This window comes from Myxosarcina sp. GI1(2024), assembly GCF_053543375.1.
The window spans coordinates 1,685,457-1,711,511 of record NZ_JBKGTY010000001.1 but is presented as its reverse complement, the minus strand read 5'-3'; the positions used below and the strand labels follow the sequence as shown (position 1 = coordinate 1,711,511).

The following is a 26,055-nucleotide window of genomic DNA, read 5'->3' as shown; positions in this document are numbered from 1 at the left end:
ACTAGGGGGGCAAGAATCAAACTTGGGGAGCGTAACTAAACCATCATTAGATCTAGTTCGTCTTCTTCTGTTTGTTTCTCAACTGGAGGATTGAGATAGTAGTCAGACAGCAAAGAGAAAAGCTCTCTGTCTTGGGCTTCGCTAGGAACTACGCCTTCTGGCTGTGCCAATATTTGATCGGCGATGTTGAGATAGTAGTTGCAGACAAATTCTAGTGCAGGATCCCCATCAGCCATCTCAAAGAGTGTTTTACCCTTAACGCGAGAAATGCGAATGTCTTCAATTAAAGGCAGGATCTCTAAGACTGGCATCGGTACGTGAGAAACATATTTATCGATTAAATCTCTTTTAGAAGTACGGTTGCCAATCAATCCAGCCAGACGTAAGGAGTGAGTACGGGCTTTTTCTCTAACTGAAGCTGCAATACGGTTGGCGGCAAACAAAGCGTCAAAACCATTATCGGTAACGATCATGCAGTAGTCGGCATAGTTGAGGGGTGCGGCAAAACCACCACAAACTACATCACCGAGTACGTCGAAGAGAATCACATCGTATTCGTCGAAAGCGTTTAATTCTTTAAGTAGTTTTACTGTTTCTCCGACGACATAGCCGCCACAACCAGCACCAGCAGGAGGACCGCCAGCCTCTACGCAGTGCACACCGCCGTATCCTTCATAAATTACATCTTCGGGCCAGATGTCTTCGTAGTGAAAGTCTTTTTCTTGTAGAGTATCGATGATAGTGGGAATTAAAAATCCCGTAAGAGTAAAGGTACTGTCGTGTTTAGGATCGCAACCAATTTGTAAGACTTTTTTACCTCTTTTTGCCAAGGCTGCGGAAATATTACAGCTAGTCGTAGATTTGCCAATACCGCCTTTGCCATAAACTGCTAATCTAATCTGACTCATTTGAGTTGTTCTCCTGAAGTTCTTAATAGGGATATTTATTTATATAAATAGCGATCGCTCTTGTCAGGTTTTACCTCGCCAAAGCTTTCATGTCTGCATTATCAATTAACTCTTCTCGAAAATAAAGGTAGTTCTAGAATGAAATTATTTCTAAAACAGAGTTAATAAAACAAAAAAGTATTTTGTCGGCTCTGGTTCTTACTAGTCTGTTTTGGAGCGGATTTATAGACTTAAGTTGATTTTTATAGTTTCAATTTCATTAAATAAAAACAAAAAGCAAAAATAATCATTGCCATGACTATTTGTCGCAGTCCCTGTAACTCGGTGCTTCAACAACTACAAATACTAGCCAGCTAAAAGCTATACTCTGAGGGATATACGAGCGTAGTGATAGTTGAGTGAAAAGCGGATAAATATCGATAAACTACAGCTATTGGCTACTTGTCGCTGAGTAAATTTTCCTATTTCCAGTCACAGCAGAATTTTTAGTAAAGAAGCGTTAATTTTTAGCTGTGAGCCAGAGAATGTCTAGATTTGTAAACAAGGAGGCTAGTAGTGTTAAATAAAGGTTGCTGTCAATTTCAACATTAAAAAATTCTTTATTGTTGAAATATCAATCAATATTAAAAACGAACAGGCAGATCGATTAGCCAGAGAACTAAGCCAATTAACTGAGAAAACAATTACAGAAACGGTAATTAAAGCCCTCTCAGAGAGATTATAGAGAGAAAAATGCAAACAAACTGCGGGGCTATACCTTTGCCAAAAGAATCACTGGCGATCGCTAGAAGTTATCGAGCTTTACCTATAATTAATTGACCAACCTAGTGAAGAAGAAATTTTAGGCTACCAAGCCGTTTATTGACATGACTGGGAAGGTTATTCGCTGAAAAAGGCGATCGGGAGATAAGCTATAGAAATAGCAGTGTCAAGACAGTTAACCACAATGTTGTCGCTGATTGGAATCCTGCCGACTGGTCCAAACGCTTTAATCAGTTTAGAAACGATCGCCGTCGACAATTCATAAGGGAATTCTGTTTAACCTTCCAAGTCCTCTCTTTACTCACATTTCTGGATAATTATGCAAAAAAATCCGTTTCTGATTAAACAGAAACGGACTGATAAATTATTTATTTATCATTACTTATAGCTCAGTCACGACCATTAATTGCAATCAGCAAACGCAGAATAAATACGAAGAGGTTGATGTAAGTTAGATACATCGAAAGTGCTGCTGGTAAATATTGTTCGTCTTTATAGGTGCGGGGTAAGATATAGAAATCTACAACTGCCGAACCTGCGAACAGTGCCACTCCAATACCTGAAATGGCGACCTCTAGCCAGCTAGGAGTGAATACGCCGAATACGGCAAATAGTAACTGTCCCACCAATACGACGAGTAGGGCAATAATTCCCAGACGGACGGTTTGCGCTAACGCCATACCATCTTCGTCGGAAAGATTCGAGCCGATGTTACGCCCTGCAATAAACGTAACACCACAGCCTAAAGCTGCAATACCGACACCTTGAATTCCAACTCCAGAAGTGCTAAGCGCTAAAGCTACGATACCGCTGAGAGTATAACCTGAGAGCAGACTATACAGAGCTAGTAAAGGTAGTGCGGTGCTATTGTTACCCTTTTCTGCAATACCACGTGCCACAAAAAACAAAGCGAACTCAGCGATTAAAGCTACCCAAAAAGTGGGCATAAATATTTCTGGGCGAGAACCGAGTACGCCTAAACCACCATAGGTACCCAAAGCAGTTAAAATTAAGCCGCCACCTAAATATGGCAAGGCGTTGGAGATAACGTCAGGACCAATAATCGCTTGTCCCTGAGTTTCTCTAATTGCTTTTCTAAAATTACTAGTATTACTCATGAGCTTTATATCAAAATCTAAGTTAGTAATTTAAACTTCGTTGTTTAGTATCAATCGTAACTCAACCAATAGTTTTAAGCTTTATGGTGATTACCGTATTTGTCCAAAGATACTTAACCATATAAGCTTTCCGTGAAACGCTTCTACAAGCTTTCTCTTCTCAATCTCTCCCGGAACTGCTACAAATTATTCGCCATAAATCGTAACCATAATTTGCCGCTGTCTGGGTTTGATATCGCATTCGAGATGAAAAATTTGCTGCCAAGTACCTAGCTTCAACCTGCCCTGCGATACGGGAACGCTCAGAGAAGGTCCTAAAGTAGTAGCCTGTAAATGAGAATGCCCGTTGCTGTCGTGCCAAGTTTGTTCGTGTCCGTATTCACGACTGGGAGGCATTAGCTTATTTAGCATGGCGGGTAAATCTTGCTGCAAACCTGGTTCGAATTCGATCGCGCCAATTGCTCCCGTGCTGCCCAGATTGAATACGTGGGCAATTCCCGTCTTGATGCCCGATTGTTTGACGATCTGATTTACCGAAGTCGTAAGATCGTGCATATCGCCGTTGGGTTGAGTTTTAATGGTTATTTGTTCCTGAAAAATCGTAATTACACCTCCTGCGATCGCAATTATTAATTGTTAAAGTCACTAATATTCTTTTACCCTAATAATAAAGATAGATAAAAATACTTAATGTCATTTTAGCGGTCGCCAATCGCCAGCAGTAAAAAGAATACTTAGTTTAAATAAAATGCTCGATACCAACTCAATTTTAGAAGTTTTACGTCCCGTACAAGATCCCGAACTCCAAAAAAGTTTGGTAGAGTTAAACATGATTCGCAACGTTAAAGTAGAAGGCGATAAGGTTAGCTTTACCTTAGTTTTAACTACACCTGCTTGTCCCCTAAGAGAATTTATCGTTGAGGACTGTCAACGAGCTGTCAAACAGCTACCGGGAGTAGAAATGGTAGAGGTAGAGGTAACAGCCGAAACGCCACAGCAAAAGTCTTTACCAGACCGTACCTCTGTAGAGGGAGTCAAAAATATTATCGCTATTTCTAGTGGCAAAGGAGGAGTAGGAAAAAGTTCGGTAGCGGTTAATGTGGCAGTAGCTCTAGCCAACACAGGTGCAAGAGTCGGTTTGTTAGATGCCGATATTTACGGTCCTAATGCCCCCAATATGTTGGGACTATCCACGGCACAGATTACCGTCAGCCAAGGTAGTAACGGCGAAGTACTAGAACCTGCCTTTAACTACGGAGTCAAGCTAGTGTCGATGGCCTTTTTGATCGACCCCGACCAGCCCGTAATTTGGCGCGGACCGATGTTAAATGGAATCATTCGCCAGTTTCTCTATCAGGTAGAATGGGGCGAACTAGATTACTTGATTGTCGATATGCCTCCTGGTACAGGAGACGCACAGCTTACCATGACCCAAGCAGTACCGATGGCAGGGGCAGTAATCGTTACTACTCCCCAGACAGTATCTTTATTAGATGCTCGTCGTGGATTAAAAATGTTCCAGCAGTTGGGAGTTAATGTCTTGGGTATTGTGGAGAACATGAGCTATTTTATTCCTCCCGATATGCCAGATAAAAGTTATGACTTATTTGGTTCGGGAGGAGGCGAAAAAACTGCTCAAGAATTAGCAGTGCCCCTACTCGGTTGCGTACCGCTAGAAATTACTTTAAGAGAGGGCGGTGACAGAGGGATTCCCATAGTTATCGCCGAGCCAGAATCTGCTTCGGCTAAGGCTCTCACTGCTGTTGCCGAACAGATTGCCGCCAAAGTATCAATTGCAGCTTTTGTGTAGGCAATACATGTATCCTGACCCTAACGCTGTGGGTTAGTACGGCAGCTTTTGAAGGGGTAGAGTCGCGGTGAGTATAGGATAAGTCGTTTTTAAATTAGTAAACTTCTAGACTCTGCCCTCCACCTTCTATTGTCGTTTAACCAAGAGGCGATCGCATTTATATCGCGATAAATTCGATCATTCTAAAAAACTCAGGTCCGGTGCGATAATTTTGCGGTCGCTCATACAGTGTTCGGGAGAACCTTCTGCTTCGATGGAATAAGTGTAGTCGATTTCGGGATGAAACAGACTCTGATAAGTAAAAGTATAGGGATACTGACCTACCAAACAGACTTTATCGTTGGGTTCGATCGCCGCTAGAGTTTGGCGATATTCGGGATGTTCTTTAAACCCGTCGATAAATTTAGTTAGGGTGAAAAATTCTGGTTTGATAAAGGTAAAATTGGTTTTAACCACCACGATCGCCAGAGCAAATAAAGACACTAAGCCAATAGTTTTGGGATTGACTAATTTGGCACTCCGAGACGAATTTTCGATACGGCTGACTAAATACAAATTAATCCCTACCAAACAAAGCATCCAATACATAAAATATCTCAATTCGTGAGATTGGGGAAAGTTAGCCGCTACTATCGACATGACTAGTAATACCGCAGCCCCAATAGTAGTTTGGCGATCGCGATGAAAAATCAACAAATAGCCAAATAACAGTAGGTGAAATACTACGTAGACACCAAAAAAACCGCCCATACGATTGCGATCGACATCTTGACTGTACTGATCGATCGACCAGGGTGCAGCTTTGATATCTAATATCGAATAAACCCATCGTTGCGCTCGCGGTGCATCTGCTAAATAGCCGGGAGAAGCATCATACAGAGGTAGTGTGTGATTGAGTACCCGTCCCGCAATTTCAATTCTTACAGGATAAAAAGGATTACCATAAAGAGCAATATTTTTTATCGGCGTGACAAAAATTAGTAAGCTAGACAACAAAGCGATCGCACCAGCTTTGACTAACCATTTACCAAGATTCTGCCTTTTGCGATCTCGCCAACGAAACCAGATAATTCTGACAGCAATAAAAAATAAGACTACAAATACTAAAGGCTGTAGTTGTGGCTTAGTATTAGATGCTGCGGCGGCACTCAATACGATAATAACTAAACTTTTAGTATCGGGAAACTCCCGCTCTTTATAGACCACATAAGCCATCATAATTGTTATCGCCAGAGCAATATTTCCCGGTAAGTCCACATAAGCACTGGTGGCGTGAGTTTGCACTAGAGGAATTGCTAGTAATGCTATGGTAGAGAGAAACCAAGGCACTTGAAAATAAGCTTTCAGAAAATAAACGAAGACTGCAATACTCAACCAACCAACTAGGTTAGCTGCCCCAACGTGTCCTGTAACCCACCAGAAAAAACCCTGCAAAAACTCGGCAAACAGAGGAAAACCATTAAACCGCCCCTCCATATTGATGTATTGTTCGGCAGGAACTATTTGCCATATTCTGGCAGCAAAGGGAAGATGATAACCCCAGGTATCGAAAGCATAATCAACGTCGATGATTGCCTTAAGAAAGACTGAGATGGCGACTGCCCCAGCAATGACCTGTAAAACAGTCTTCAATCCCAGTCGTTTGGTTTTGTGATTCTTTTTGGTTGCCATTGATGACATTTTAATTATTTTCAGTATTCAAATAATTTTGAGGAATAATTTGCCGATCGCCACAGTTTTCGGGATAGAATGCCGACTTAACAGAATAGGAATAATCTAATTCGGGGTGAAAGCGGGAACTGTACAGGAAAGCGTACTGGATAGCGACAACGGAAGCTTTTTGAGGTTTGGCTAAGTGTTTGGTAACTAGACATACTCGTTGGTTTGCTCCAATTTGGCTCAAAAATTCTGGTTTGACACCTCTAGCAATATGTTCCTCTAAACTATTGAATCTCGGTATGGCGTAGAAACCACCTATCTTAGTTAAAACAATCGTGAGGAAAATGACATAAATCAATCCTATATATTTTGGCTGCAACCATCGCCAGTAAATTTTTTGCTGACGAGAGATGAGATACAAGTTCAAAGATACCAAGCAAATCATCCAGAACATAAAATATCTCAACTCGTGAGATTGGGGAAAATTGGCAGGTATGAGCGAAATTAAAATTACAGTTACTAGGGCAATTCTAGCCTCCGAAGTGCGATCGCTTTTAGATAAAGTTTCTCGTGCAGCCAAACCAAACAGCAATAATAAATTAAAAATCACATACGCACCGAAAAAACCACCCATACGATTGAGTTCGGAATTTAAATCTCCCATATCTGCTGACCAGGGAGCAGATTTAATTTCTAAGATAGAATACAGCCATTTCTGTCTCCTGTTGCCCTGTTCATATGCTTCTGGTACTAATTCGTGGTTGAGAACGATACCTGCTACCTCTAGTTTGATTGGATAGAGAGGGTTGCCATAAACAACCGTATTTTTGACTGGTGTAGCAAAGATTAATAGCGATGCCAGTATGGTTACTGGAACAATTTTAAATAGCTGTTTGATAGTAGTTTTGTGCCGCCAGTAGAGCCAAATTAGTCTTACAGCCACGACACAGAGAATTACAAAAACTAAAGGTTGCAACTGAGTTTTGATATTGGCTGCCGCGGCTGCGGCTATAACTAAGATCGATAAATCCTGTTTACTCGGCAGTTGCTTTTGTCGATAAATGACATAAGTCATCATTACCAAAATCGACACCCCAATATTACCTGGTAGATCGATAAAGCAGGTAGTAGCATGGGTTAAAACTAGAGGAATAGCCAGTAGAGCGATCGTCGATAGATAGAGAGGAACTTTAAAATAGGTTTTTAGAAAGACCAAGTAAATAATCAAACTCGAGAAACAGACTAAGTTTGCCGTTTGCACTCTGCCGCTAATCCACCAAAAAAAGCCCTGTAAGAAATGCGCTAACAGAGGAAAACCATCAAAACGCGGCTCGAACCATCTATTATCTCCTAAAAACAATTCTGTCGGCACAATCCCCCAAATTCTGGCAGCAAAGGGCAAATGATACCACCAAGGATCGTAACTTATATCGACATCGATAATTGCTTTAAGAAATATAGAAGTCAAGACAATCAGGGCGATCGCCTGTAAGATTATTTCTATTCCTAGCTTTTGTTTCTGAGAATGTTCCCTTGACAATTCTGTTGCGGCGTGAAGCATTTAATCAAATAGTTTAATCAATTAAGTAACGAGTAAATTAAAGTTTTCTGTTACTAGTTTTCAGACGAAATATACGCTCGATCGACCAAATAAATACAAAGCCTCCTAAAGCTAACGTGGTAGCTACTACATAGAGAAATCTTTGCAACAGGGCAAATTCGATCGCCTGGGTATTAGAAACCTGAAATAATGCTAGTAAACCAACCCAGCTCAACTCCATCAATCCCAAATTAGCAGGGGTAAAACTAAGTAGCATTGCTAGCTGAACGATTGGGGTAACGAAAACTACTGCCCATAAGTTAATTGTCAATCCTCCTGCAAAGACGATAATTAGTCCTCTAATTATCCAGAAAACATAACGAATTACCGAAAGCCAATATTGATTGATAGTGAACTTGCGGTCTAAAATATCAGAGGTTTTAAAGACTAGATTGGGTTGAGTAGACTTGCTTTTTGTTCTTAATTTTTTCAAATAAATATAGGTTTTAATTAAACCAGCCATTAAAGGCTTATACCATTTTTTAATAATAAAATGAGTAGCGATTATTATTGTTGTAGTGACAAAAACCGCAATCGCCAAAGATATATGTCCGAGAACGAATAAGATGGAAGCGGGAAATATTAGTAGAGGAATTAAAAAATTAAAAAACTGATCGTAAATTACTGTCAAGAAACCTTTAGACAAAGAGCTGACTTTATGTACTCTTAAAGCCAGGTTTTGCACCGCAACCATGCCAATATACTGAGGCATAAACTGCATGGTTAAAGAGCCTAAAGTAGTATAAAACAGATAAAAACGAAAAGACTGTCGGCGATCGGGCGTTAATTGATGAGTTACCAAATTCCACTTGTAAGCAGTGAACCAAGTATGAATTAACAACGTCAAAATTGCCAAGGAAGTATACCAAGGATTTAAATTATAGAAACTGGCAATCACTTCTTCTAGATCGACATCGGTAAAGTAGATGATTAACCAGATGAGAAAAATCCCCAAACCCAGGGATAACAGACTGTATACCAGATTTTTTTTTGTTAGCATATTTAAGTGTAAGAGTTTATAGGAAATTTTTGATAGTGATTTTTATCGACCATAAGGATGAATCTGTAAAGAGGTCTCTAGGCACTAGTAACTAGAAATGGTAAAAGGATAAAGGTTTATATATTTTTTGCCTTTTACCAAATTCAACCAAAGTGTATCTCAGGCAATCGAGAATTACCAAGTCTAGCATATAGCCTGGCGATCGCTTGATAGTCGTGTGTATCCCCACTTAGCTTCTAAATCAACACCAATTAGTTCGGCTACTCGGACGACTTCAGAGTGATAACATTCCATCAGCTTGGTTTTAATCTCCGCTGGCATTACTTCTTTCGGGCTTTGGTGCCATAGAAATCGCTCTACGATCTTATCTCTAATAAATTCATTAAATTCTTGAGAAATTAGAGTCTTAGAAATATTTTTAAGAACGGGATTGTTAACCAAATTATTCAATGTCTGAAAGCGGACTTCTTTGTTAACATTAACGGCTTCGTATTGGGGAACAAAAGTATTATCCACCCCTAGAAAATCTAAAATTTCTCGATAAACCTGCTGATTATTAGCGCGAAAATCTTCAAACAACACTACTTTTATTTGCGATTGCTCGAAGAGATTGTAATAGCGTTTTATCTGTTCGTAATATTTAACGCGATCGGAATAATATAAATAACAAGGACTGGTAACTCGAGGACTCATAAATTCCCCCTTTCTTCTTAGCGATTCTAATGACAAAGCTCGTTGAAAATCCGCTTCGTTTTCTTCAGTAAATTTAACAAAGTGACTGTGCAGAGAATAGAGAAACTTAGCCGGTTCTCTTAACAGAATAATAATCTTAGCTTCGGGATTAAACTGAGATATTTTTCGGGCTGCCACCTGAGAATATAGATAATTAGTCGAAGATTCTCCCGCAATGATTTCTGTATCAACTCGATCGAATAATTTTAGATATTCAGCTTCGGTTCTAAAATCGAAAAAACGTTGTTTTCCGTAGTAGCGATCGCTTTCCCGATGGAAATCTTTACAAAAAAAATGCGGTTCTTTGATACTAGACATAAAAATTTGGGGATGCTGTCCCAAAAATTGATGCAGTGCTGTGGTACCTGATTTTGGTTGCCCGACAATAAAAAAATTAGGCTTTTTCATTTAATTATTAAGTATTACTATTAAAAATAAGTCCCAGATAATCTGGTAAAATTTATTTGTAAATTATTTTTTTAAATCAAACTATTAAGGATAATACTGCTACTGCAAATATCAGTACTATCCCTTATTTTTCAAGGTCATATAGGCTTGTGGCTCACTGAAATAAATTCATTGTAAATAAAAAAATGACCGATAACTCTCGGAAAAGGAAATGAATATTCTTGCAATACTTTAAATCTAAGTTGACTTGCAATATTACGTAACTTTAGAAAATCCATAAATTCGATGTGGGTCGGATCCGTTTTGTATCCGGCTTCTTGAGGAGTCATAAGAATCAGTTTTCCTTTAGGTTTTAAAAAGGTTGTATATTTGTTTAGTAGCTCTACCGCTTCATCTTGATTCATATGCTCGGCTACATGTGACAAGAGCAAAGAGTCAAATCGTTGAGAAGTATTGAAAGGTGAATTTTGAAACTCTTCAGGAGTAAAAGCTGTAAGCCCCAAGTTGCGCGCAATTTCCACTGAATTTGAATTATGGTCGATTCCTATCGCTTTGCCTTTCAAGTTGATTAAATTTCTTCCTATTCCACAGCCAATGTCAAGAGTTAAACCTGGTTTTAATCGTCGAAGATTCCAACGATAGGGTGCTTGAACGTCAAATAAACGTTTCCACCCAGCTATTTGTTTTTCTACCAGAAGATTTGTGTACTCTCCATCTTGGGTATCAGAAACCTCGAAATTACCGTTAGGTATCAATATAACCTCCTAGTCACCGTTACCAGCAACAGTTACTTCTCATGAAACATCATTTTCTCACACACCACTTGAAAAGTTAGCATTCTCAAGTCTCACTGACTTTAACTCTCAACTAAATATTTTGCAATTTCGCTTTCAGCCTTGCCGAAACTCGCTCTTGTATTCGTGAATCTTGCCAATAACGATACCAACCCCAAGGACCTAGAAAGGCAAAATCAGAAAATAACTGCCATACATTAGCCGACTTACCGTGAACTAGTGCCGCCAGGGTGGTATTAACTTCAGTAGAAAACCAAGCTACCTTTTCCAACCCAGCCGAATTGTCTCCAGCACAATCGAGGTATTTGTTCACTACCATTCGTAATTGCTGGCGAAAGTCTTCGATGCTAGAACTGCGACGAATAGTTTGAGAGTCACCATGGACACGAAACGCTGCCAAAGGCTCGGAGGAATAGACTGTATGACCTGCCGATGCGAGTTTGAGCCAAAAATCCCAATCCGCGGTATACCAAAGAGTTTCATCCATGCCTCCCAAATCTAGTGCCAGTTGGCGTTTAAAAGTTGGCGCGGGAATAGCAATAAAGTTCTGTACCAGAAGTTTGGCTACCATCGTTTTGGAGTCGATTAACTGTAACGAAGGTAAAGGACACTGCCAAACACCCAGGCGATCTCCAGTATTATTGATAAAGAGAGCCGAATGTAAATAAAGATCGGCTTGAGGAAAAAGGACGATCGCTTTTTTTAGGGTTTTTAAACGATTGGGCAGCCAGATATCGTCCTGATGGAGAAAACAGGCGTACTCACCACTAGCTACCGACAAAGCATAGTTAGTATTGGTCACCCAATTACCTACGCGCGATCGCTTGACTAACTTTAGATTCAACTTATCCCGATAAGCCTCAACGATTGAAAAAGTATCATCTGTAGAACCATCATCGACAATTACACACTCTAGCTTGTCGTCTCCTTGAGCAACTACAGAATCCAAAGCTGCTGCTAAATACTTCTCGCCGTTATAAGTAGGAATAACAATCGATAACCAAGGTTTATTCATTGCTCTACGTCTTTGCGCCAAACCCAACTAAAGTTTACACCGCGTTTCCAATTACTTGCGTTTCAAACTCAAAATACTTAAAAAGAAACTAGAAAATATTACTTGACAACCCAGAGCTAAACAAGTAACGGCAGGAATGACAATTGGCATAGTTTGAGTCGGATCGAGAGAGCCAAAAGAATTTAATCCCCAAATTCCAAAGGCATAAATCGATGCTGCAATCCCAATCAAAACTAATACACAACCAGTAATTAAACCCGATTCTAAATTGACACGATTTAGTAATCTTAGAAAGCGGCGGTCTTCTGGGAGCAATCCCTCACTCATCCCAAATACTTTCGTAAACAGGGCAAAAATTACGATTTGAAATCCAATAGTCATTGCCGTCGAAGAATAAAGTAGAGTATGCACCTTAGGACTGGGCAACAACCACAGAGTAGTTAGCAATCCTGCCAAAATCAAAAAGACCCCGGGATAGAAAAACAGCCAACGAGGACTATACATTAATAGAAAACGCAGGTGTCGCCAGCCATCGCGCCAAGTATTGAGGTGGGGAGGACGACTGCGACCATCGGGAGATAGAGTAGTAGGAACCTCTGTAATTCGCATCTTGTTCAGAGTTGCCTTAACGATCATTTCGCTAGCAAATTCCATACCCCTGGTTTGCAACTGAAGAGAAGCGATCGCATCTTTTCTAAAACCCCGTAGTCCGCAGTGAAAATCACCGCAGGGGCTAGCAAATAAGAGTCTGCCAATTCCCGTTAAGACTGGATTACCTAAGTAGCGGTGTAGCTTGGGCATTGCTCCTGGTTTGATTCCGCCTTTAAAACGATTTCCCATCACCAAGTCGTAACCGTCGCGCAGCTTTTTGACAAAGGGAGCCAAGTTACTAAAATCATAACTGTCGTCGGCATCACCCATAATAATATATTCGCCACGAGCTGCCGCAATTCCCCCTAGAAGGGCACTACCATATCCTTTAGTCGGTACGTTCACAACTCTCGCACCCAGACTTCTAGCAATGTCTTGCGAGCCATCCTGACTACCATTATCGGCAACGATCACCTCTCCATAAATATTGTTCTCGTTGAGATAATATTTCGCCTTTTTAATACAGATAGCTAAAGTTTCGGCTTCGTTCAAACAAGGCATGACAATAGAAACTTCGAGGGTAGTTTTAGTTCTAGAAGGTATTTCTGCTTTGGTTATATTACTTAGCATCACTTATGATTTGTTTTCCCGATAGATAGAGGATTAGCCAATAAAATACTGTAGATTTTGCCGCTTTTTACCTATTTAGTTGGTTAGTAATCTAAGCCAACAAAGTAATATGGTGTCGATCGCAGCTAGCAGAAAAAACTTCGACCGAATTATAACGATCTCTTATTTTTTACTGTTAGACAAAAGATAATCTAAAGGAGTAAAAGTTTGGTGAACGTAAGAAATTTTTTTTGGGCTCGGGTTGGTCGAAATTATTGCCACTGAAAAATAAACTCGCTTCCCAACTTAACCCTTGAGGCTGAGACAAGTTAATCGATACTAGTAGCATGAGCTAAACCCGCCAAAGCTCAAAAACTGCAGTTTTCAAGAAATTTGGGGTAAAGAGAAGGGTTTGGTAAATTCGTCTAGCTCCTAGTTGAAAACTATTATTTGAATGTGGACGCGCTGTGGCTTAGTTAGAAAGCAATCGCTTTTTTCAAACTCATTGGTTTACCGCCTCAATCATTATTTGAGTTGTTTTAAAAGTAAAAATTAAGCACTTAATCGACGTAACATAAGTCGTATCATTGCAGTATAGATAAGAGCCTCACTAACTTCTGGCGAGAGTTCGTAGTCTAAACCTAAACGACGAGAACTAACCAACCAGCTAAATGTTCTCTCAACAACCCATCGCCGAGGCAAGATTTGAAATCCAGAGGAATCATCACTGCGCTTGATGACTTCAACTTCGGCGTTGCATAGCTTCTTGACTACGCGAGCCAAGTTTTTCCCTGTATAACCACCATCGACCCAGATTAGTTCTAGCTGGGATAATTCTTCCACATCTTCCATTAAACAAGCAACAGCGAATAATCTTATAGTTTTATTTATGTTAATACTAATTCTCGGAGTTTGACATAAGAGGGCTATAGCGGTTCTCAAATAAGTGAGATACACTTATTAAAATTTTAATAGGAAATTTGGAATGAAAGCGTATTCACTCGATTTCAGACAGAAAATTATTGATGTCTACAACCAAGAGGAAATTTCTCAGCGTCAATTAGCTAAAAGGTTTGATGTCGCTTTAAGTTTTATTTTTAAATTACTCAAACAATATCGAACTACAGGAGAAATAGCCCCCTAACCTTTCAATGGAGGAGTCAAACTCAAATTAAGTTCTGACAATTTAGTAGTTTTGGCGGAGTTGATTGAACAAAACAATGATGCAACCTTAGACGAGTTATGCCAAATGCTAGATGAGAAGTTAGGCATTAATGTTTCTCGTGCCACGATGGGAAGAATGACTCAAAAATTGCAATTAACCGTTAAAAAGCGGCGAGACCCCGCGTCGGCGTAAGACGCAAGGGAATGCTCGCCAAGACAAAACTCTACATCCAACTGAGGCTGAAGCTTGTGCTCAAGTATCTTTGAAAGACATTTGTAATTGGTTCGCTGATTCCTGTTACTGTATCTCACCATTTTGAGAAGGGCTATACTTCTCTTTGCTGCTCTAAAATCTCTAGTTGAGAAGTTAGTAACTCATGTTTGCGTTGAGCAGCTTCATAATTTAAGAGCAGGTGTAGCACTTTATCTTCAATTTTTCCCTTCTCTTCTTCCTGCTGCCTTTCTAGTTCCGCTTTAGCTGCCAATAAGTCTGCGGTTCTGATATCTAGATTGGCGATCGCCAGATTATCTCGCTGCATACCACCGCCACCAAAGAGATTTTGAATGATGTCTACGGGATTCGTGGTGATGTAGTTAGTCCACTTCTTTTTGCTGGTGTAGTCGATTCTCTCTTCTGTAACTTCAAGTCTCTGTTCGATGAGAGCGATTCTTTCTGCTGTCTGCTGGAGTTTATTTGAGTTGGCGATCACTCTATTGGTAAGCTGCTCTACACAGCGATCGCTACTGTTGAGACAGGGCAATTCAGTTATCAGTGACCAGCGATCAGTTATCAGTATAAAAGCGGTAGATGGATAGCAAGCCGATACTGGCTGGTTAACAGTGGTGGGGGTTGGGTTTTCGCAGCTCTCTTGGGCAACCAACTGCTGAAATTAGCCACTCACTCACTCACAAACTCCCATCGTGCGACATATCAAAGTTCAAAGCGACCGCAGTCCGTTTGATGGTGATTGGAGTTATTGGGCCAAAAGAATAGGCAAACATCCTGAACTACCCAATCATATCGCCCGATTATTGAAGTCACAAGGAGGTAAATGCTCTTATTGCGGACTTTATTTTGACTCAAGTAATCTTCTGGAAGTCCACCATTTGGATGGTAATCATCAAAATCATAGAAGAAATAACTTGGCTCTACTTCACCAACATTGCCATGACCAAGTTCATCGAGGTATGCATGCATGACAAGCATCAGATTGTTGAGAAGCTGGATGAAGTGAAAGTTTCACGTCCAGTTTTGCAGACGAGTCGGAGGGGTGACCCTTCGGCTTAGTTTAACTCAACCTCTATAATGTTTTTGTTTTCTATCTTAGTTACTCTTCATGAACCAACCGTTATCTAACAAAGTTGCCCTCGTTACCGGTGGCTCCCGTGGCATCGGAGCGGCGATTTGCCAAAAGCTAGCAGCCCACGGTGCTCATGTGGTAGTGAACTACGCCAGCAGTGCCGATGCAGCCAATCATCTGGTGGAGCAGATTCGGACCGATGGCGGCAAGGTGATCGCTATCAAAGCCGACATGAGTGACCCAGCCCAGGTGATCAACTTGTTCGACGAAGCCGAAAAAAGTTTGGGCAAGGTCTCAATTCTGGTAAACAATGCAGGTACCGCCGTCCCTGGTATCCTAGCCGAGATTACCGACGAAGCCTTTGACAAGCAATTTAACCTCAACGTGCGCGGGGTGTTCGTCGCCAGTCGGGAAGCGGCTCGACGCATGGAGTCGGGCGGACGGATCATCAATATTGGCAGCTCGTTAGGCGAAGCGGTGCCCATGCCAGGACTTTCCATCTACTGTGCCACTAAGTTTACCATAGCTGGACTGACACGGGGCTGGGCAAGAGATTTGGATCCGCAGAACATCACCGTTAACTGTGTAGAACCTGGTCCAATTGATACCGATTCGAACCCCGCTGATGGGGAACAGGCTGACTACCAAAAGTATATGATAGCTCTCGGTCGCTACGGCAAACCCGAAGATGTGGCAGCCTTGGTAGCGTTTGTGGCTTCACCAGAAGCCAGCAACATTACTGGAGCGACCCTACGAACCGATGGCGGTTGGGGCGCATAGATGTTAGTCCACTGGATGCAGACCTATTAGATGCCGTGGTGCGGCCGCTCGGGTTAATCGATTCCCCTGCACAGTCTGCACTATGCTAACCTCTGCAAACTCGACAAACTAGCTATTAACTATCCTTACTTCTACTGTGCCTACTGCACACTGTTTCCTCAACAACGCGATCGCCCGTTCCAACCGACAATAATCAAAATCAATCGTACTACCAGTCAACTTAGCTGTAGTCATTTGGTTAGGTTCAATTGGTATCTTGACATCTTCGGGGAAATCTGCCGCCAGTTCTCCATTTATATCAGCATCGGGATAAGCATCACGTAGTTCTAGCAATGGTTCTACGGCATCCTCATCATTAAATTAGTAGTAGTTTCCCCACTGTCTGTAGTGATTTTACTAGTAATTATCTGTTTTCCAGTCTTATAAATCTCCTCTCCATAAACTCACTGCCTTCATTCCCAATGACTAAATGCTTCCCATCGGTAATAGTTCTATCGCTCGACCAGAAACCCTTAATATTCGCATAGACTTTGTTGGTACTAGCATTCTCATTGTATACTCTGATGATGCCGTCTCTCAAGCCCAGATTCTGTGAGACTTTCTGAGTTATGCCCCCAACGTTGGCGAGATAAATTCCCAAACACAGGAGGGCGATCGCTGCCGTTGCCAAAAAAGAAAATTTTTCCAATGGTTGAAGTGGTAGTGTCCAAGTCGGGAAGCTACGAACCGATAATGGCAAATCCAACGGTAATGGTTCGGTGGTTCCTAAGATTAAAGATATTCCTGCTGCGGCGATTACGCTTCGCATACTGGCAAAGCCAATCACTGCATGAGTGATAGACATCATAGATGGTAATTAGTCATTGGTGGTTGACTACCATACTTAAATAATTGTTGCGAACTGTCAGTTATTTGGCTCATTGGGAATCACACATGATAGTCAGTACGGCGGTATGTACGACCCTAGTACGGTTGAGACAATCCGTGGAACGGTAGTCAGTACGAACAGCTTCACGCCCATGAGTGGTATGGGTCAAGGAATGCAGCTGTTAGTCAAAACTGAAGACCAAACCGTACCCGTACATCTCGGACCTGCATGGTATCTCGACGAGCGAGGCTTCCAAGTCAACTCAGGTGATGAAATTGAGGTAAAAGGTTCTCAAGTCAATTGGGCAGGCAATCCCGTCATCATGGCAGCCGAAGTACGGCAGGGAGACAAAGTGCTAGAACTGAGAAACAATAACGGCATTCCCACTTGGAGTGGAAATCGCAATTGGAATCGACAAGGAGACTGGGGTTCTTGTTGCTGGTAAGTCAAAGGGAGCTAGGAAAGCTGATAGTTAAGTTGGTAAGTTCGATATGGGACGCTTGAACCGCAGACAATTTTTAATCCTTGGGGTCAGTAGTGCTAGTGCCGTGTTTCTGGCATCTCGTGTAGCTGGTCAATCGTCATCCCCTGAGCCGAACCAATACACCAGTAAGAACGGAGTTTTAGCTCTTACCCTCGATGCTAGTTACGGGGCAGTTAACCTAGCAGGACAACAAGGGTACTTATACAGTTACAACAATCAGATTCCTGGTCCCCAGCTTGAAGCCAGACCAGGGGATAGCGTCCGCATTCGCTTGATTAACAATTTACCCCAACCGACCAATATTCATTACCATGGACTGCACGTACCGCCAACTGGCAATGCCGATAACATCTTTCTAAACATCCCCAGTGGCGAAACCTTCACCTACGAATTCACCATTCCCGACAATCATCCTGGAGGTACTTTTTACTATCATCCCCACCTGCATGGATTAGTAGCCGAGCAAGTCTTTGCAGGTTTAGGAGGAACTTTCGTCATTCGAGGACAACTCGATGCAATTCCTGAGATTCAAGCAGCCCAGGAGGTATTTTTATTTCTCAAAGATTTTGACCTCGATACTGATGGACGAATATCGCCGCCCCGGCACGTGGCACAAATGATAGGACGAGAAGGACCGCTGATTACGACAAACGGTCAGGTCAATCCTACCTTGTCAATTTCCCAGGGGGGATTGCTGCGCCTGCGTCTGGTCAATGCTTCTACTTCCCGTTTTTATCGTTTAGCTTTAGAAGATCCCCCCCTCTATCTGATCGCTACGGACGGAATTTCTCTTTCTGAACCAGTCGAACTCAGGGAGTTGCTGTTGACTCCAGGAGAACGGGCTGAGGTATTAGTTCGCGGAGAGCGAGTACCAAAGCAATATAGATTGCTAGCTCTGCCCTACAACCGTGGGGGCATGGGAATGATGGGTGGTGGCATGATGGGTCGAGGTATGGGTCCGGGAATGATGGCTCGTTCGGACTGGGAAAGCACCAGGAATCTAGCAACTTTAACTTATAGGGGACAGGTGGAAACTCTTCCCTTACCCCAAAAACTCCTTCCTGTAGACACACTGCCCGAACCTCAAAGAGTGCGTCGCTTCATTCTCAACCACAGCATGGCTCCTGGCATGGGTATGGTCTTCTTAATTAACGGCAAAGCGTTCGACCGTCAACGGTTAGATACTCAGGTATCTCTTAATACAGTAGAAGATTGGGAAATTACCAATACAGGCGTAATGGATCATACCTTCCACTTGCACACCAATCCCTTTCAAGTAATAAGTCGCAATGGACAAGCCGAACCCTTTCGAGCTTGGAAAGATACGGTCTTAGTTCGGGCAGGAGAAACGCTACGCTGTCGAGTTCGTTTTAGAGATTTTCCTGGTAAGACAGTTTATCATTGTCATATTTTAGATCACGAGGATTTAGGCATGATGGGTAATTTGATGATCAATGTTTGATAGACATTTAATAACTAAAAATATACGAGTTTTAGAGGTGGTCTGAAAAGTAAATTTTGTCACCTTGAGATCTAATTCTATACCTAGAAGATCGGATTATAATCCTAGTAATTTCGTTCGAGTAAATTTGCTCGAAGGTAATCATTAAGACTTTTCAGATATCCTGTTAAGGTGTTTTTTATTAACAAACAATTATTAAATAGGTATGAAATTAGACCATAACTATAGATAGAAATATTATTTATTACGGTTGATAGACGAATCAATTGCCACATTTACCTATTATCTGAACATTGCAGAAAAATAATAGGAAATACCTGATGTTATTAGTTCATGAACTGACTGCCTGACACATCTATGTCAAACTCATATTTTTCGTGATAATTGAATTTTTCCAGTACAATAAATCAACGCTTTCAAGCGATCGCTTTCTTAGAAAATGTCTTTTTAGAGAAAAAAGCAAATTCTATAGAGTGTAAGCTTTTGAGGCACTTGTGTCAGGCAGCCAGGTTCATGAAAAATATCAATCTAGTTTTGATGTCGCAATGAAATGTGCAGTGGAATGCGAACATTGTGCCGAAGCCTGTATGGGTAATCCCGATATGCTGAAATGCGCTCGTACCTGTCTAGACTGTGCGGAAATTTGCCGTACCATTTCTACATATATGGTGCGTGGTTCTCGCTTCATTCCTAACTTAACTAAAGCTTGTGCAGAAATTTGTCAGGCTTTTGCCGATGAATGCAGTTCTCACGATATAAATCATTGCCAGAAGTGCGCTCAAGCTTGTCGCGATGCAGTAGAAGAATATAACAAAATTGCTGCTATAGCTGCCTAAAAGATCGAGCGGAGGCTAAAAAGTTGGCAAAACTTAGCTTTTTACTTTCCGCTACGCACTTTTATTTATCACTACTAATAAATCTTTCTCGCTATGAAATCTACTTATGACAGGAGTAGGCAATCAGTAATTCTTACGCTCGATGATTTCTCACCATGCTGCTATTATATGAAATAGCTTATGGAGTAATTGCTAGTATTTTTCGACCTTAATTCGATCGCGACGAGTAAACATTTGTAAATAAATACTTGAGTCTCAAGTTAACTATAGAGTTTAAGCTAAATTTTAGAATTTAATAAATTGAATTTTTTCTCGATCGCAAATAACCACAATATATGATGAGGAAAAATATATGGTACGCAACAGAATTACTCGGCGTTGGCAATCGCCCTACACAATTGTTTTATTAGTCTCACTTGGGATTGGCACTTTTTGGCTCGTTACCATGTATTGGTCGCATTTAGTTACTGTCTCACCTTGGTTGTTTTTACTACTTTGTCCATTAATGCACTCGTTCATGCACGGCAGCTATAAACACAACTCTAGAGTAGATTAGCAATTAACAATTTTTTATGAAAGCTAGCAGCTATTACCTTTCCAGACGTTTTAGCTTCAAGCACGAATTTATTTTACATAGGTGCAAATTAATGACACAACAACCAACTAGGCAGCATCACTCTGCTCGTCATCACCACTCCCAAGAAAACCATCATCGACGCGAACGCGACGGACATCACGGTCATGGCGGACACGACAAGCACGCCGGTCATAATCCAGAAATTTTCAAACGTCGTTTCTTTATTTGTCTAATTCTAACCCTGCCAGTTCTCTATTTTTCCTCGCAGTTACAAAGCTGGTTGGGTTATCAAGCCATAGAATTTCCTGGCTCAAACTGGATAAGTCCCGTACTAGGGATTATTATTTATTTCTACGGTGGCTGGGTATTCCTCAAAGGTGCATGGCACGAGTTACGCAGTCAAATTGGCATGATGACTCTGATTGCCTTGGCGATTACAGTAGCTTTTGTCTACAGTCTGGCAGTAACTCTGGGATTGCGAGGGGAGCCATTTTATTGGGAACTGGTAACATTAGTAGATATTATGCTGCTGGGACACTGGGTGGAAATGGCTTCAGTACAAGGTGCATCCCAGGCATTGGAATCTCTCAAGGAATTAGTTCCCGCTCAAGCGCATCTATTGCGTAATGGGAAAGTTGAGGATATTCCCGTTAGTGAAGTAACAGCAGAAGACATAATTCTAATTCGACCTGGAGAACAGATTCCCAACGACGGAGAGGTAATTGAGGGTGCCACGGAAGTAGACGAAGCTTTTTTAACTGGGGAATCTCGTCCCATACCAAAACAAGAAGGGGATGAAGTAGTAGCGGGTTCGGTCAACAACGCAGGTTCGGTAAAGGTTAGGGTTACTCGCACCGGGGATGAAACCACCCTCAGCCAAATCATGCGTTTGGTAGAAGAAGCGCAGAATTCGCGCAGTCGCTATCAGGTTCTAGCAGACCGCACCGCTTATTGGTTGACTTTAATTGCGATCGCTGCAGGTACGCTAACTTTTATCGTTTGGCTGTCAATTAGCGATTTAGTATTTTCCATCAACCGTAGTGTCACCGTTCTAGTTATCACCTGTCCTCATGCTTTGGGTTTAGCGATTCCCTTGGTTATCGCCAACTCTACTGCCTTGGCTGCTAAAAACGGAATTCTAGTTCGTAACCGCGATGCTTTAGAAAGAGCCAAAGATATTAAAACTATGGCGTTTGATAAAACGGGAACGCTGACTGAAGGACACTTTGGGGTACAGAAAATCTATGTTGAAGGGATGGATGAAGATGAAGCACTGGCGATCGCAGCAGCCTTAGAAACTTCTTCGGAACATCCTTTAGGTAAAGCGATCGTGGAAGCAGCAGAATTTGAAGAGTTAGAACTGCCCCAGATGATTGACTTTGAAACGGTAACGGGTAGAGGAGTAAAAGGAAGAGTTAACGGTAGAACCTATCAAGTAGGCAGACCAGAATGGATTGAGGAACAGCAGCTATATTTGCCCAACTCTTTACAAAAAGGTTTAAATATTGCCGACGAACGGGGTGAAAGCGCGGTGGTACTGCTGGATGAATCACAAGCAGTAGCGGTAATATCCCTAGCCGATAAAGTCAGAGAAAGAGCCAGAGAAACTATTAATAAACTACAAAGCGAAAACATTCAACCCGTAATGATTACGGGAGATGCTGAAGCCGTTGCTCGTACCGTAGCCAACGATTTAGGTATTGATAAATATTATGCCCGGGCTTTGCCAGAAGACAAGGTAAATATCATCAAACAATTAAAGCAAAAAAGACCTACCGCTTTTGTTGGTGACGGTATTAACGATGCTGCTGCCCTACTAGAAGCCAATATGGGTTTAGCGATTGGTGCAGGGACGAATGTAGCTATCGAATCTGCCGATTTAGTGTTAATTGAAGACGATCCTCTAGATGCAGTCAAAGCTCTCAATTTAGCCAAAAAAACCTATAGCAAAATGATTCAAAATCTGTTTTGGGCGACGGGTTATAACGTTATCGCGATTCCTTTAGCAGCAGGTGTAGCCTATACTTGGGGGATTTTACTTTCCCCCGCAGTTGGCGCGTTACTAATGAGTTTATCAACTGTAATTGTGGCAATTAATGCTGTGATGTTGAGACGGGCGAAGTTGGCTTAGTAGAGTTAGTATGATTTACACATTAGTTACACGAGTTGACTGGGAAACCAGTGAAATGGATAAAAATCAATACTTTGAACAAACAGTAAAAATTGTCGATGAGGAAAAACATCATGACTAACAGTTCAGTTTAACAAGTCAAAACAGCTAGTGGTGTAAATCTACTACTAGGAATCTGGTTAATTATCGCTCCCTTTCTCTTAGGTTATGTCACTTCTGCATCGAGAGGTAATGATATTGCCATTGGTATAATCATTGCCATCCTGGCTGCACTTAGGTTATTTGGTGCATACAGAGCAGCTTGGTTAAGTTGGTTAAATGCATTGAGCATGGCGGCTAATAATTGCTCCTTTTGTACTGCTGTACGGTGCTTCTAGTGCGTTGTGGAATGACGTTATCGTTGGGCTAATCATTTTGTGCCTGGCAATTTGGAGTGCGAATGCAAGCCGTCGCCGTAGTCCTCCCGTGGAATAGCAGGACTGTTTTATTAGTGCACTTTTCAACACGTTAAACATTAGACATTAAAAAATGCTAGATGCTCAATGAAGTAAAAAGCTAACGGATAAAAGAATTAGAGAAATAGTCAATAGTGCAGTATATCAGTCTATCAAATAGACTTGGGCTTAAATTTTAAGAAATAGGTATAAATATGCGTAAAATTGTGGTTGTGGTTGCTTTGCTGCTAGCCTTCTTCATTCTGTTTGTTCCTGGATACATTCTCTGGATTACGTGGAAGCCACCAGAGCCGATACCGGCAGTAATTACGCCAAATACCAAAAACAGCAGTCGCTTTCTAGCTTCAACACCAGCAGCTCTTAGTTTGTCAGTTGCTAACGCTCTGTTTCCCGAAGCTGGCAACCAACCCCCCAGTGGAATTGTCCGCGTTCCCACCAATAGCTGGCAAGCGGGTGTAGCAGCAGCACCGCTAATACGCTGGCTAAATGGACCACTGGTTATGGATGAAAGTGTATCCGCAGTGAGAGTAGAATCTTCAGTACCAAATGTTCCAGGCGAGTTCTCCCAAACCGATGCTGCTAGTCTGGCAGCTTCAGTAGATGCTGCTACCGCATCGATCGCTGGTTCACCAACTATTAACGTTCTGCTGGTGTCAGAAGATCCTGGATTTGCCATTCCTGCTGCTTACTGGGCAGCTCAGTCGGGGGATACAGTGCTATTTGCCGATGATGAGTTGCCACAGCCAACCCGCGAAGCTTTATTACGACGTAATGGTAATGCTCGTATTTACACTCTGGGGGTAGACGGTAGGACTTTAGGGCTAGATGAATTTGGCACCTATAAAAATTTGTCTGCCAACAATGATATTACTGCTGCCCTGGAAATGGCTGAGTTTTATGACGAAGACAATGACTTTGGTTGGGGTTTTGAGCTGAACAATTTTGGCTGGCGAGTCAATGCTCACTATAACTTTGTGTTGGCTAACCGAGATTTACCAGAAATGGCGATCACGGGAGTGTCTTTGGGACGCTTTGGTAAATTTGGACCGCTACTGTGGACAGACGGCGATCGGATTCCGATTCTCACGGGACAGTATCTCTGGAAAGCAAGAACGGAATGGTATACCAACCCCGTAGAAGGTCCTTTCAACCATGTTTGGATTTTAGGAGATTACGACATCATTAACTCGGCTGTACAGGGACGTGCCGATCTAACGCAGGAAATCAATGATTACCGCTCTCAAGGCGATTATGGACTTTCAGGTCTAGAAATGCTGTTAATTGTTTGGATTGTGGCTGGAATCGTAAGCGCGATCTGGTTGATTTTCTATAGCTGGCGCAGGCTACCCCAAATTAGCACGATGATGCTAGTTACCTGGGTACTGCTGGGGTTGGTATTTGGACCTGTTGGCGTATGGATTTACTCGATGAGCTACGACCAAGCCCCCTGGAAAAAAGATGGCATGAGAACATCTTGGCAGCGACCTAGCTTCAATGGGGTGATGGCAGCTTCGGCAATGAATCGAGGTTTTGACGGACCTCTGATGCTGGTGATTTTCTGGATAGTAACGTTTTTAGGTCTGCCATTGGTAGTGTTTGAAGGTCCATTATTTTGGCTGACTAACTCGATGATGTTTGGCATTTATGCAGCCTACTTGGGTGCGCTTTTGTTACACTGGCTGGTTATGCACGCGGGGATGTTTATGATGAACGGAGATTGCTCCTACGGTGAGGCAGTCAAGCGAGCATTTTTCCCAGCTTTTGTCTCGATGACGGCAATGGCTTTCGGCATGATGGGCTTTATGTGGTGGATACAGATGGTCAACCTCGGCGAGATGCCCGATGATGACGAACTGCTGTGGTGGGGAACGACGGTAGTTTCGATCGCGGTGGGCTGGCTAGTAGCACTGCCGTTTGATGCTTTACTGGTCAAGCACGACATTCAGCCTGGTGATATGTAACTAGAGGGGTCAGAAGTATTAATCACTAACCACTAACAATTAATAACTAACAACTTTGAACGATGAAACGATTTATTTGGTTCACCAGTTGGCTATTACTGTCAATAATAGCGGTATCTGGACTATGGATGAGCGATCGCCTTAGTAGCAATTCCGTCCAAGCTCAACAGCCAGAGGTAGCTCTCAGTATTTATCCCGAAAATACTCAAATTACTGGCTTTACGGCTCGTTATGCTGGAAGCGATGTTTATGAAACTGCTGCTACGCTGGCTCAAATTACCTTTCCTGCTACCAGTGAGTTGAGCCGTCCCAATGCCGTGATATTAGCCAATCCCAATTTAGATGCAGGTCTGATGACGGTCGAACAGCTAATTCATATGCCGATTGACGCGCCAATTTTGTATACCGAAGCCGACAGGCTACCACCAGTCACTAAGGCAATGATGGAAGTACTTAATCCCATTAGCATTACTTATGATTCTAATGTGCAGGTCTTGGTAGTAGGGCTAATTTCCGATGCCGTCGTCAGTGAAGTCGAAGCGATGGGACTTAAGACTCGGCGCATTAGCTCAGAGAGTAACGATCCCGTCGATCTGGCTTTTGACATTGATGCTTACAGAGCTAGCATGATGGGCAATCACCCCGACGTGGTGTTTATTGCTTCTCTCGACGAACCAGCCTTTGCTCTGCCAGCGACCGCGTTTTTAGCACACGCCATGAGCAATATTGCTTTTGTAGGGCGAGACAGCATCCTCGAAAAAACTGGAGAAATACTCGAACGACGCTATGGTCCCACCTATATGTATATTATGGGTCCAGAATCGGCGGTATCTGAAGCAGTGATGAAAGATCTCTCACAATACGGACACGTACAGAGGCTCTCAGCTGAAGACCCCTATCAAATGCTCCTATTTCGCTGGTTATGCCGATCTGGGTAATAACTTCGGCTACTGGATTTGGCGCATTCCGCGCAGGCTGGGCTGAGGCGTTGCCGAACCAGGACATAATTTTACCTTTGCCAACCCCGAGC

Annotated in this window: 28 protein-coding genes; 14 read left to right on the top strand and 14 right to left on the bottom strand. The window is 42.1% G+C overall.

What is annotated here, in order from left to right; translation table 11 throughout:
* Nucleotides 1–35: 35 nt before the first annotated feature.
* Nucleotides 36–908 carry a ferredoxin:protochlorophyllide reductase (ATP-dependent) iron-sulfur ATP-binding protein gene (gene bchL / locus ACLFKQ_RS08220; protein ID WP_448999310.1) on the bottom strand — a complete coding sequence of 291 codons (873 nt, stop codon included), beginning with the start codon at nt 906–908 and terminating at the stop codon, nt 36–38.
* A gap of 562 nt (nt 909–1,470) precedes the next feature.
* Between bchL and ACLFKQ_RS08215 the strand changes: the two genes are divergently transcribed.
* Nucleotides 1,471–1,632: a type II toxin-antitoxin system VapB family antitoxin gene (locus ACLFKQ_RS08215; protein WP_448999485.1), complete on the top strand. Its 162-nt coding sequence runs from the start codon at nt 1,471–1,473 to the stop codon at nt 1,630–1,632.
* A gap of 427 nt (nt 1,633–2,059) precedes the next feature.
* Here the strand turns inward: ACLFKQ_RS08215 and ACLFKQ_RS08210 are convergent, their stop codons facing one another.
* Together ACLFKQ_RS08210 and ACLFKQ_RS08205 are read right to left on the bottom strand one after the other, a co-directional pair.
* The gene (locus ACLFKQ_RS08210) at nt 2,060–2,788 is read right to left on the bottom strand and encodes a Bax inhibitor-1/YccA family protein (RefSeq protein WP_448999309.1); all 729 of its coding nucleotides are present in this window, start codon (nt 2,786–2,788) and stop codon (nt 2,060–2,062) included.
* 186 nt (nt 2,789–2,974) lie between these two features.
* Entirely contained in the window at nt 2,975–3,388 is a 414-nt protein-coding gene (locus ACLFKQ_RS08205; RefSeq protein WP_448999484.1) for a secondary thiamine-phosphate synthase enzyme YjbQ, read from the bottom strand.
* A 148-nt stretch (nt 3,389–3,536) separates the two neighbouring features.
* Between ACLFKQ_RS08205 and ACLFKQ_RS08200 the strand changes: the two genes are divergently transcribed.
* Nucleotides 3,537–4,598, top strand: coding sequence for an Mrp/NBP35 family ATP-binding protein (locus ACLFKQ_RS08200; protein WP_448999308.1), 1,062 nt, complete (start codon nt 3,537–3,539; stop codon nt 4,596–4,598).
* Between the two features lie 177 nt (nt 4,599–4,775).
* Here ACLFKQ_RS08200 and ACLFKQ_RS08195 read toward each other — a convergent pair whose 3' ends face one another.
* From ACLFKQ_RS08195 to ACLFKQ_RS08160, 8 genes are all read right to left on the bottom strand, one after another.
* The gene (locus ACLFKQ_RS08195) at nt 4,776–6,278 is read right to left on the bottom strand and encodes a hypothetical protein (RefSeq protein WP_448999307.1); all 1,503 of its coding nucleotides are present in this window, start codon (nt 6,276–6,278) and stop codon (nt 4,776–4,778) included.
* A 1-nt stretch (nt 6,279) separates the two neighbouring features.
* Nucleotides 6,280–7,818 carry a hypothetical protein gene (locus ACLFKQ_RS08190; protein ID WP_448999306.1) on the bottom strand — a complete coding sequence of 513 codons (1,539 nt, stop codon included), beginning with the start codon at nt 7,816–7,818 and terminating at the stop codon, nt 6,280–6,282.
* A gap of 37 nt (nt 7,819–7,855) precedes the next feature.
* Nucleotides 7,856–8,857, bottom strand: a complete 1,002-nt coding sequence (locus tag ACLFKQ_RS08185) for a lysylphosphatidylglycerol synthase transmembrane domain-containing protein (protein WP_448999305.1) — start codon at nt 8,855–8,857, stop codon at nt 7,856–7,858.
* A gap of 183 nt (nt 8,858–9,040) precedes the next feature.
* Nucleotides 9,041–9,997 carry a sulfotransferase family protein gene (locus ACLFKQ_RS08180; protein ID WP_448999304.1) on the bottom strand — a complete coding sequence of 319 codons (957 nt, stop codon included), beginning with the start codon at nt 9,995–9,997 and terminating at the stop codon, nt 9,041–9,043.
* A 137-nt stretch (nt 9,998–10,134) separates the two neighbouring features.
* The gene (locus tag ACLFKQ_RS08175) at nt 10,135–10,752 is read right to left on the bottom strand and encodes a class I SAM-dependent methyltransferase (protein ID WP_448999303.1); all 618 of its coding nucleotides are present in this window, start codon (nt 10,750–10,752) and stop codon (nt 10,135–10,137) included.
* 112 nt (nt 10,753–10,864) lie between these two features.
* Entirely contained in the window at nt 10,865–11,806 is a 942-nt protein-coding gene (locus ACLFKQ_RS08170; protein WP_448999302.1) for a glycosyltransferase, read from the bottom strand.
* A gap of 51 nt (nt 11,807–11,857) precedes the next feature.
* Nucleotides 11,858–13,027 (bottom strand): glycosyltransferase family 2 protein, encoded by a 1,170-nt coding sequence (locus ACLFKQ_RS08165; RefSeq protein ID WP_448999301.1) that lies wholly within the window; start codon nt 13,025–13,027, stop codon nt 11,858–11,860.
* Between the two features lie 531 nt (nt 13,028–13,558).
* The gene (locus tag ACLFKQ_RS08160) at nt 13,559–13,858 is read right to left on the bottom strand and encodes a transposase (protein ID WP_448999300.1); all 300 of its coding nucleotides are present in this window, start codon (nt 13,856–13,858) and stop codon (nt 13,559–13,561) included.
* A gap of 133 nt (nt 13,859–13,991) precedes the next feature.
* On the opposite strand from ACLFKQ_RS08160, the gene ACLFKQ_RS08155 reads away from it, so the two are divergent.
* Nucleotides 13,992–14,150, top strand: coding sequence for a hypothetical protein (locus ACLFKQ_RS08155; protein WP_448999299.1), 159 nt, complete (start codon nt 13,992–13,994; stop codon nt 14,148–14,150).
* A 51-nt stretch (nt 14,151–14,201) separates the two neighbouring features.
* Entirely contained in the window at nt 14,202–14,363 is a 162-nt protein-coding gene (locus ACLFKQ_RS08150) for a hypothetical protein (protein ID WP_448999298.1), read from the top strand.
* A 133-nt stretch (nt 14,364–14,496) separates the two neighbouring features.
* Here the strand turns inward: ACLFKQ_RS08150 and ACLFKQ_RS08145 are convergent, their stop codons facing one another.
* Entirely contained in the window at nt 14,497–15,051 is a 555-nt protein-coding gene (locus tag ACLFKQ_RS08145; protein ID WP_448999297.1) for a hypothetical protein, read from the bottom strand.
* A gap of 40 nt (nt 15,052–15,091) precedes the next feature.
* Here ACLFKQ_RS08145 and ACLFKQ_RS08140 point away from each other — a divergent pair, with 40 nt between their 5' ends.
* Nucleotides 15,092–15,370, top strand: coding sequence for an HNH endonuclease (locus ACLFKQ_RS08140; RefSeq protein ID WP_448999296.1), 279 nt, complete (start codon nt 15,092–15,094; stop codon nt 15,368–15,370).
* Nucleotides 15,371–15,507: 137 nt separating this feature from the next.
* Nucleotides 15,508–16,251: an SDR family NAD(P)-dependent oxidoreductase gene (locus tag ACLFKQ_RS08135; protein WP_448999295.1), complete on the top strand. Its 744-nt coding sequence runs from the start codon at nt 15,508–15,510 to the stop codon at nt 16,249–16,251.
* A gap of 108 nt (nt 16,252–16,359) precedes the next feature.
* On the opposite strand, the gene ACLFKQ_RS08130 is transcribed toward ACLFKQ_RS08135, so the two are convergent.
* Both ACLFKQ_RS08130 and ACLFKQ_RS08125 read right to left on the bottom strand, forming a co-directional pair.
* Nucleotides 16,360–16,584, bottom strand: coding sequence for a hypothetical protein (locus ACLFKQ_RS08130; protein WP_448999294.1), 225 nt, complete (start codon nt 16,582–16,584; stop codon nt 16,360–16,362).
* 70 nt (nt 16,585–16,654) lie between these two features.
* Nucleotides 16,655–17,098 carry a hypothetical protein gene (locus ACLFKQ_RS08125; RefSeq protein WP_448999293.1) on the bottom strand — a complete coding sequence of 148 codons (444 nt, stop codon included), beginning with the start codon at nt 17,096–17,098 and terminating at the stop codon, nt 16,655–16,657.
* Nucleotides 17,099–17,171: 73 nt separating this feature from the next.
* Here ACLFKQ_RS08125 and ACLFKQ_RS08120 point away from each other — a divergent pair, with 73 nt between their 5' ends.
* The 8 genes from ACLFKQ_RS08120 (at nt 17,172) to ACLFKQ_RS08085 (ending at nt 25,963) form a co-directional block, all read left to right on the top strand.
* Complete coding sequence (locus ACLFKQ_RS08120; protein WP_448999292.1) at nt 17,172–17,564, top strand: DNA-binding protein; 393 nt, start codon at nt 17,172–17,174, stop codon at nt 17,562–17,564.
* 46 nt (nt 17,565–17,610) lie between these two features.
* Nucleotides 17,611–19,065, top strand: coding sequence for a multicopper oxidase family protein (locus tag ACLFKQ_RS08115; RefSeq protein ID WP_448999291.1), 1,455 nt, complete (start codon nt 17,611–17,613; stop codon nt 19,063–19,065).
* A 545-nt stretch (nt 19,066–19,610) separates the two neighbouring features.
* Nucleotides 19,611–19,901 (top strand): four-helix bundle copper-binding protein, encoded by a 291-nt coding sequence (locus tag ACLFKQ_RS08110; protein WP_448999483.1) that lies wholly within the window; start codon nt 19,611–19,613, stop codon nt 19,899–19,901.
* Between the two features lie 352 nt (nt 19,902–20,253).
* The gene (locus ACLFKQ_RS08105; protein ID WP_448999290.1) at nt 20,254–20,457 is read left to right on the top strand and encodes a DUF2933 domain-containing protein; all 204 of its coding nucleotides are present in this window, start codon (nt 20,254–20,256) and stop codon (nt 20,455–20,457) included.
* Between the two features lie 91 nt (nt 20,458–20,548).
* Complete coding sequence (locus ACLFKQ_RS08100; RefSeq protein WP_448999289.1) at nt 20,549–22,609, top strand: heavy metal translocating P-type ATPase; 2,061 nt, start codon at nt 20,549–20,551, stop codon at nt 22,607–22,609.
* 173 nt (nt 22,610–22,782) lie between these two features.
* A complete protein-coding gene (locus tag ACLFKQ_RS08095; RefSeq protein ID WP_448999482.1) occupies nt 22,783–22,986 on the top strand; it encodes an SPW repeat domain-containing protein in 204 nt (67 codons plus the stop codon).
* A 272-nt stretch (nt 22,987–23,258) separates the two neighbouring features.
* Nucleotides 23,259–25,025: a DUF4396 domain-containing protein gene (locus tag ACLFKQ_RS08090; RefSeq protein ID WP_448999288.1), complete on the top strand. Its 1,767-nt coding sequence runs from the start codon at nt 23,259–23,261 to the stop codon at nt 25,023–25,025.
* 62 nt (nt 25,026–25,087) lie between these two features.
* Entirely contained in the window at nt 25,088–25,963 is an 876-nt protein-coding gene (locus tag ACLFKQ_RS08085) for a hypothetical protein (protein ID WP_448999287.1), read from the top strand.
* Nucleotides 25,964–26,055 lie beyond the last annotated feature (92 nt).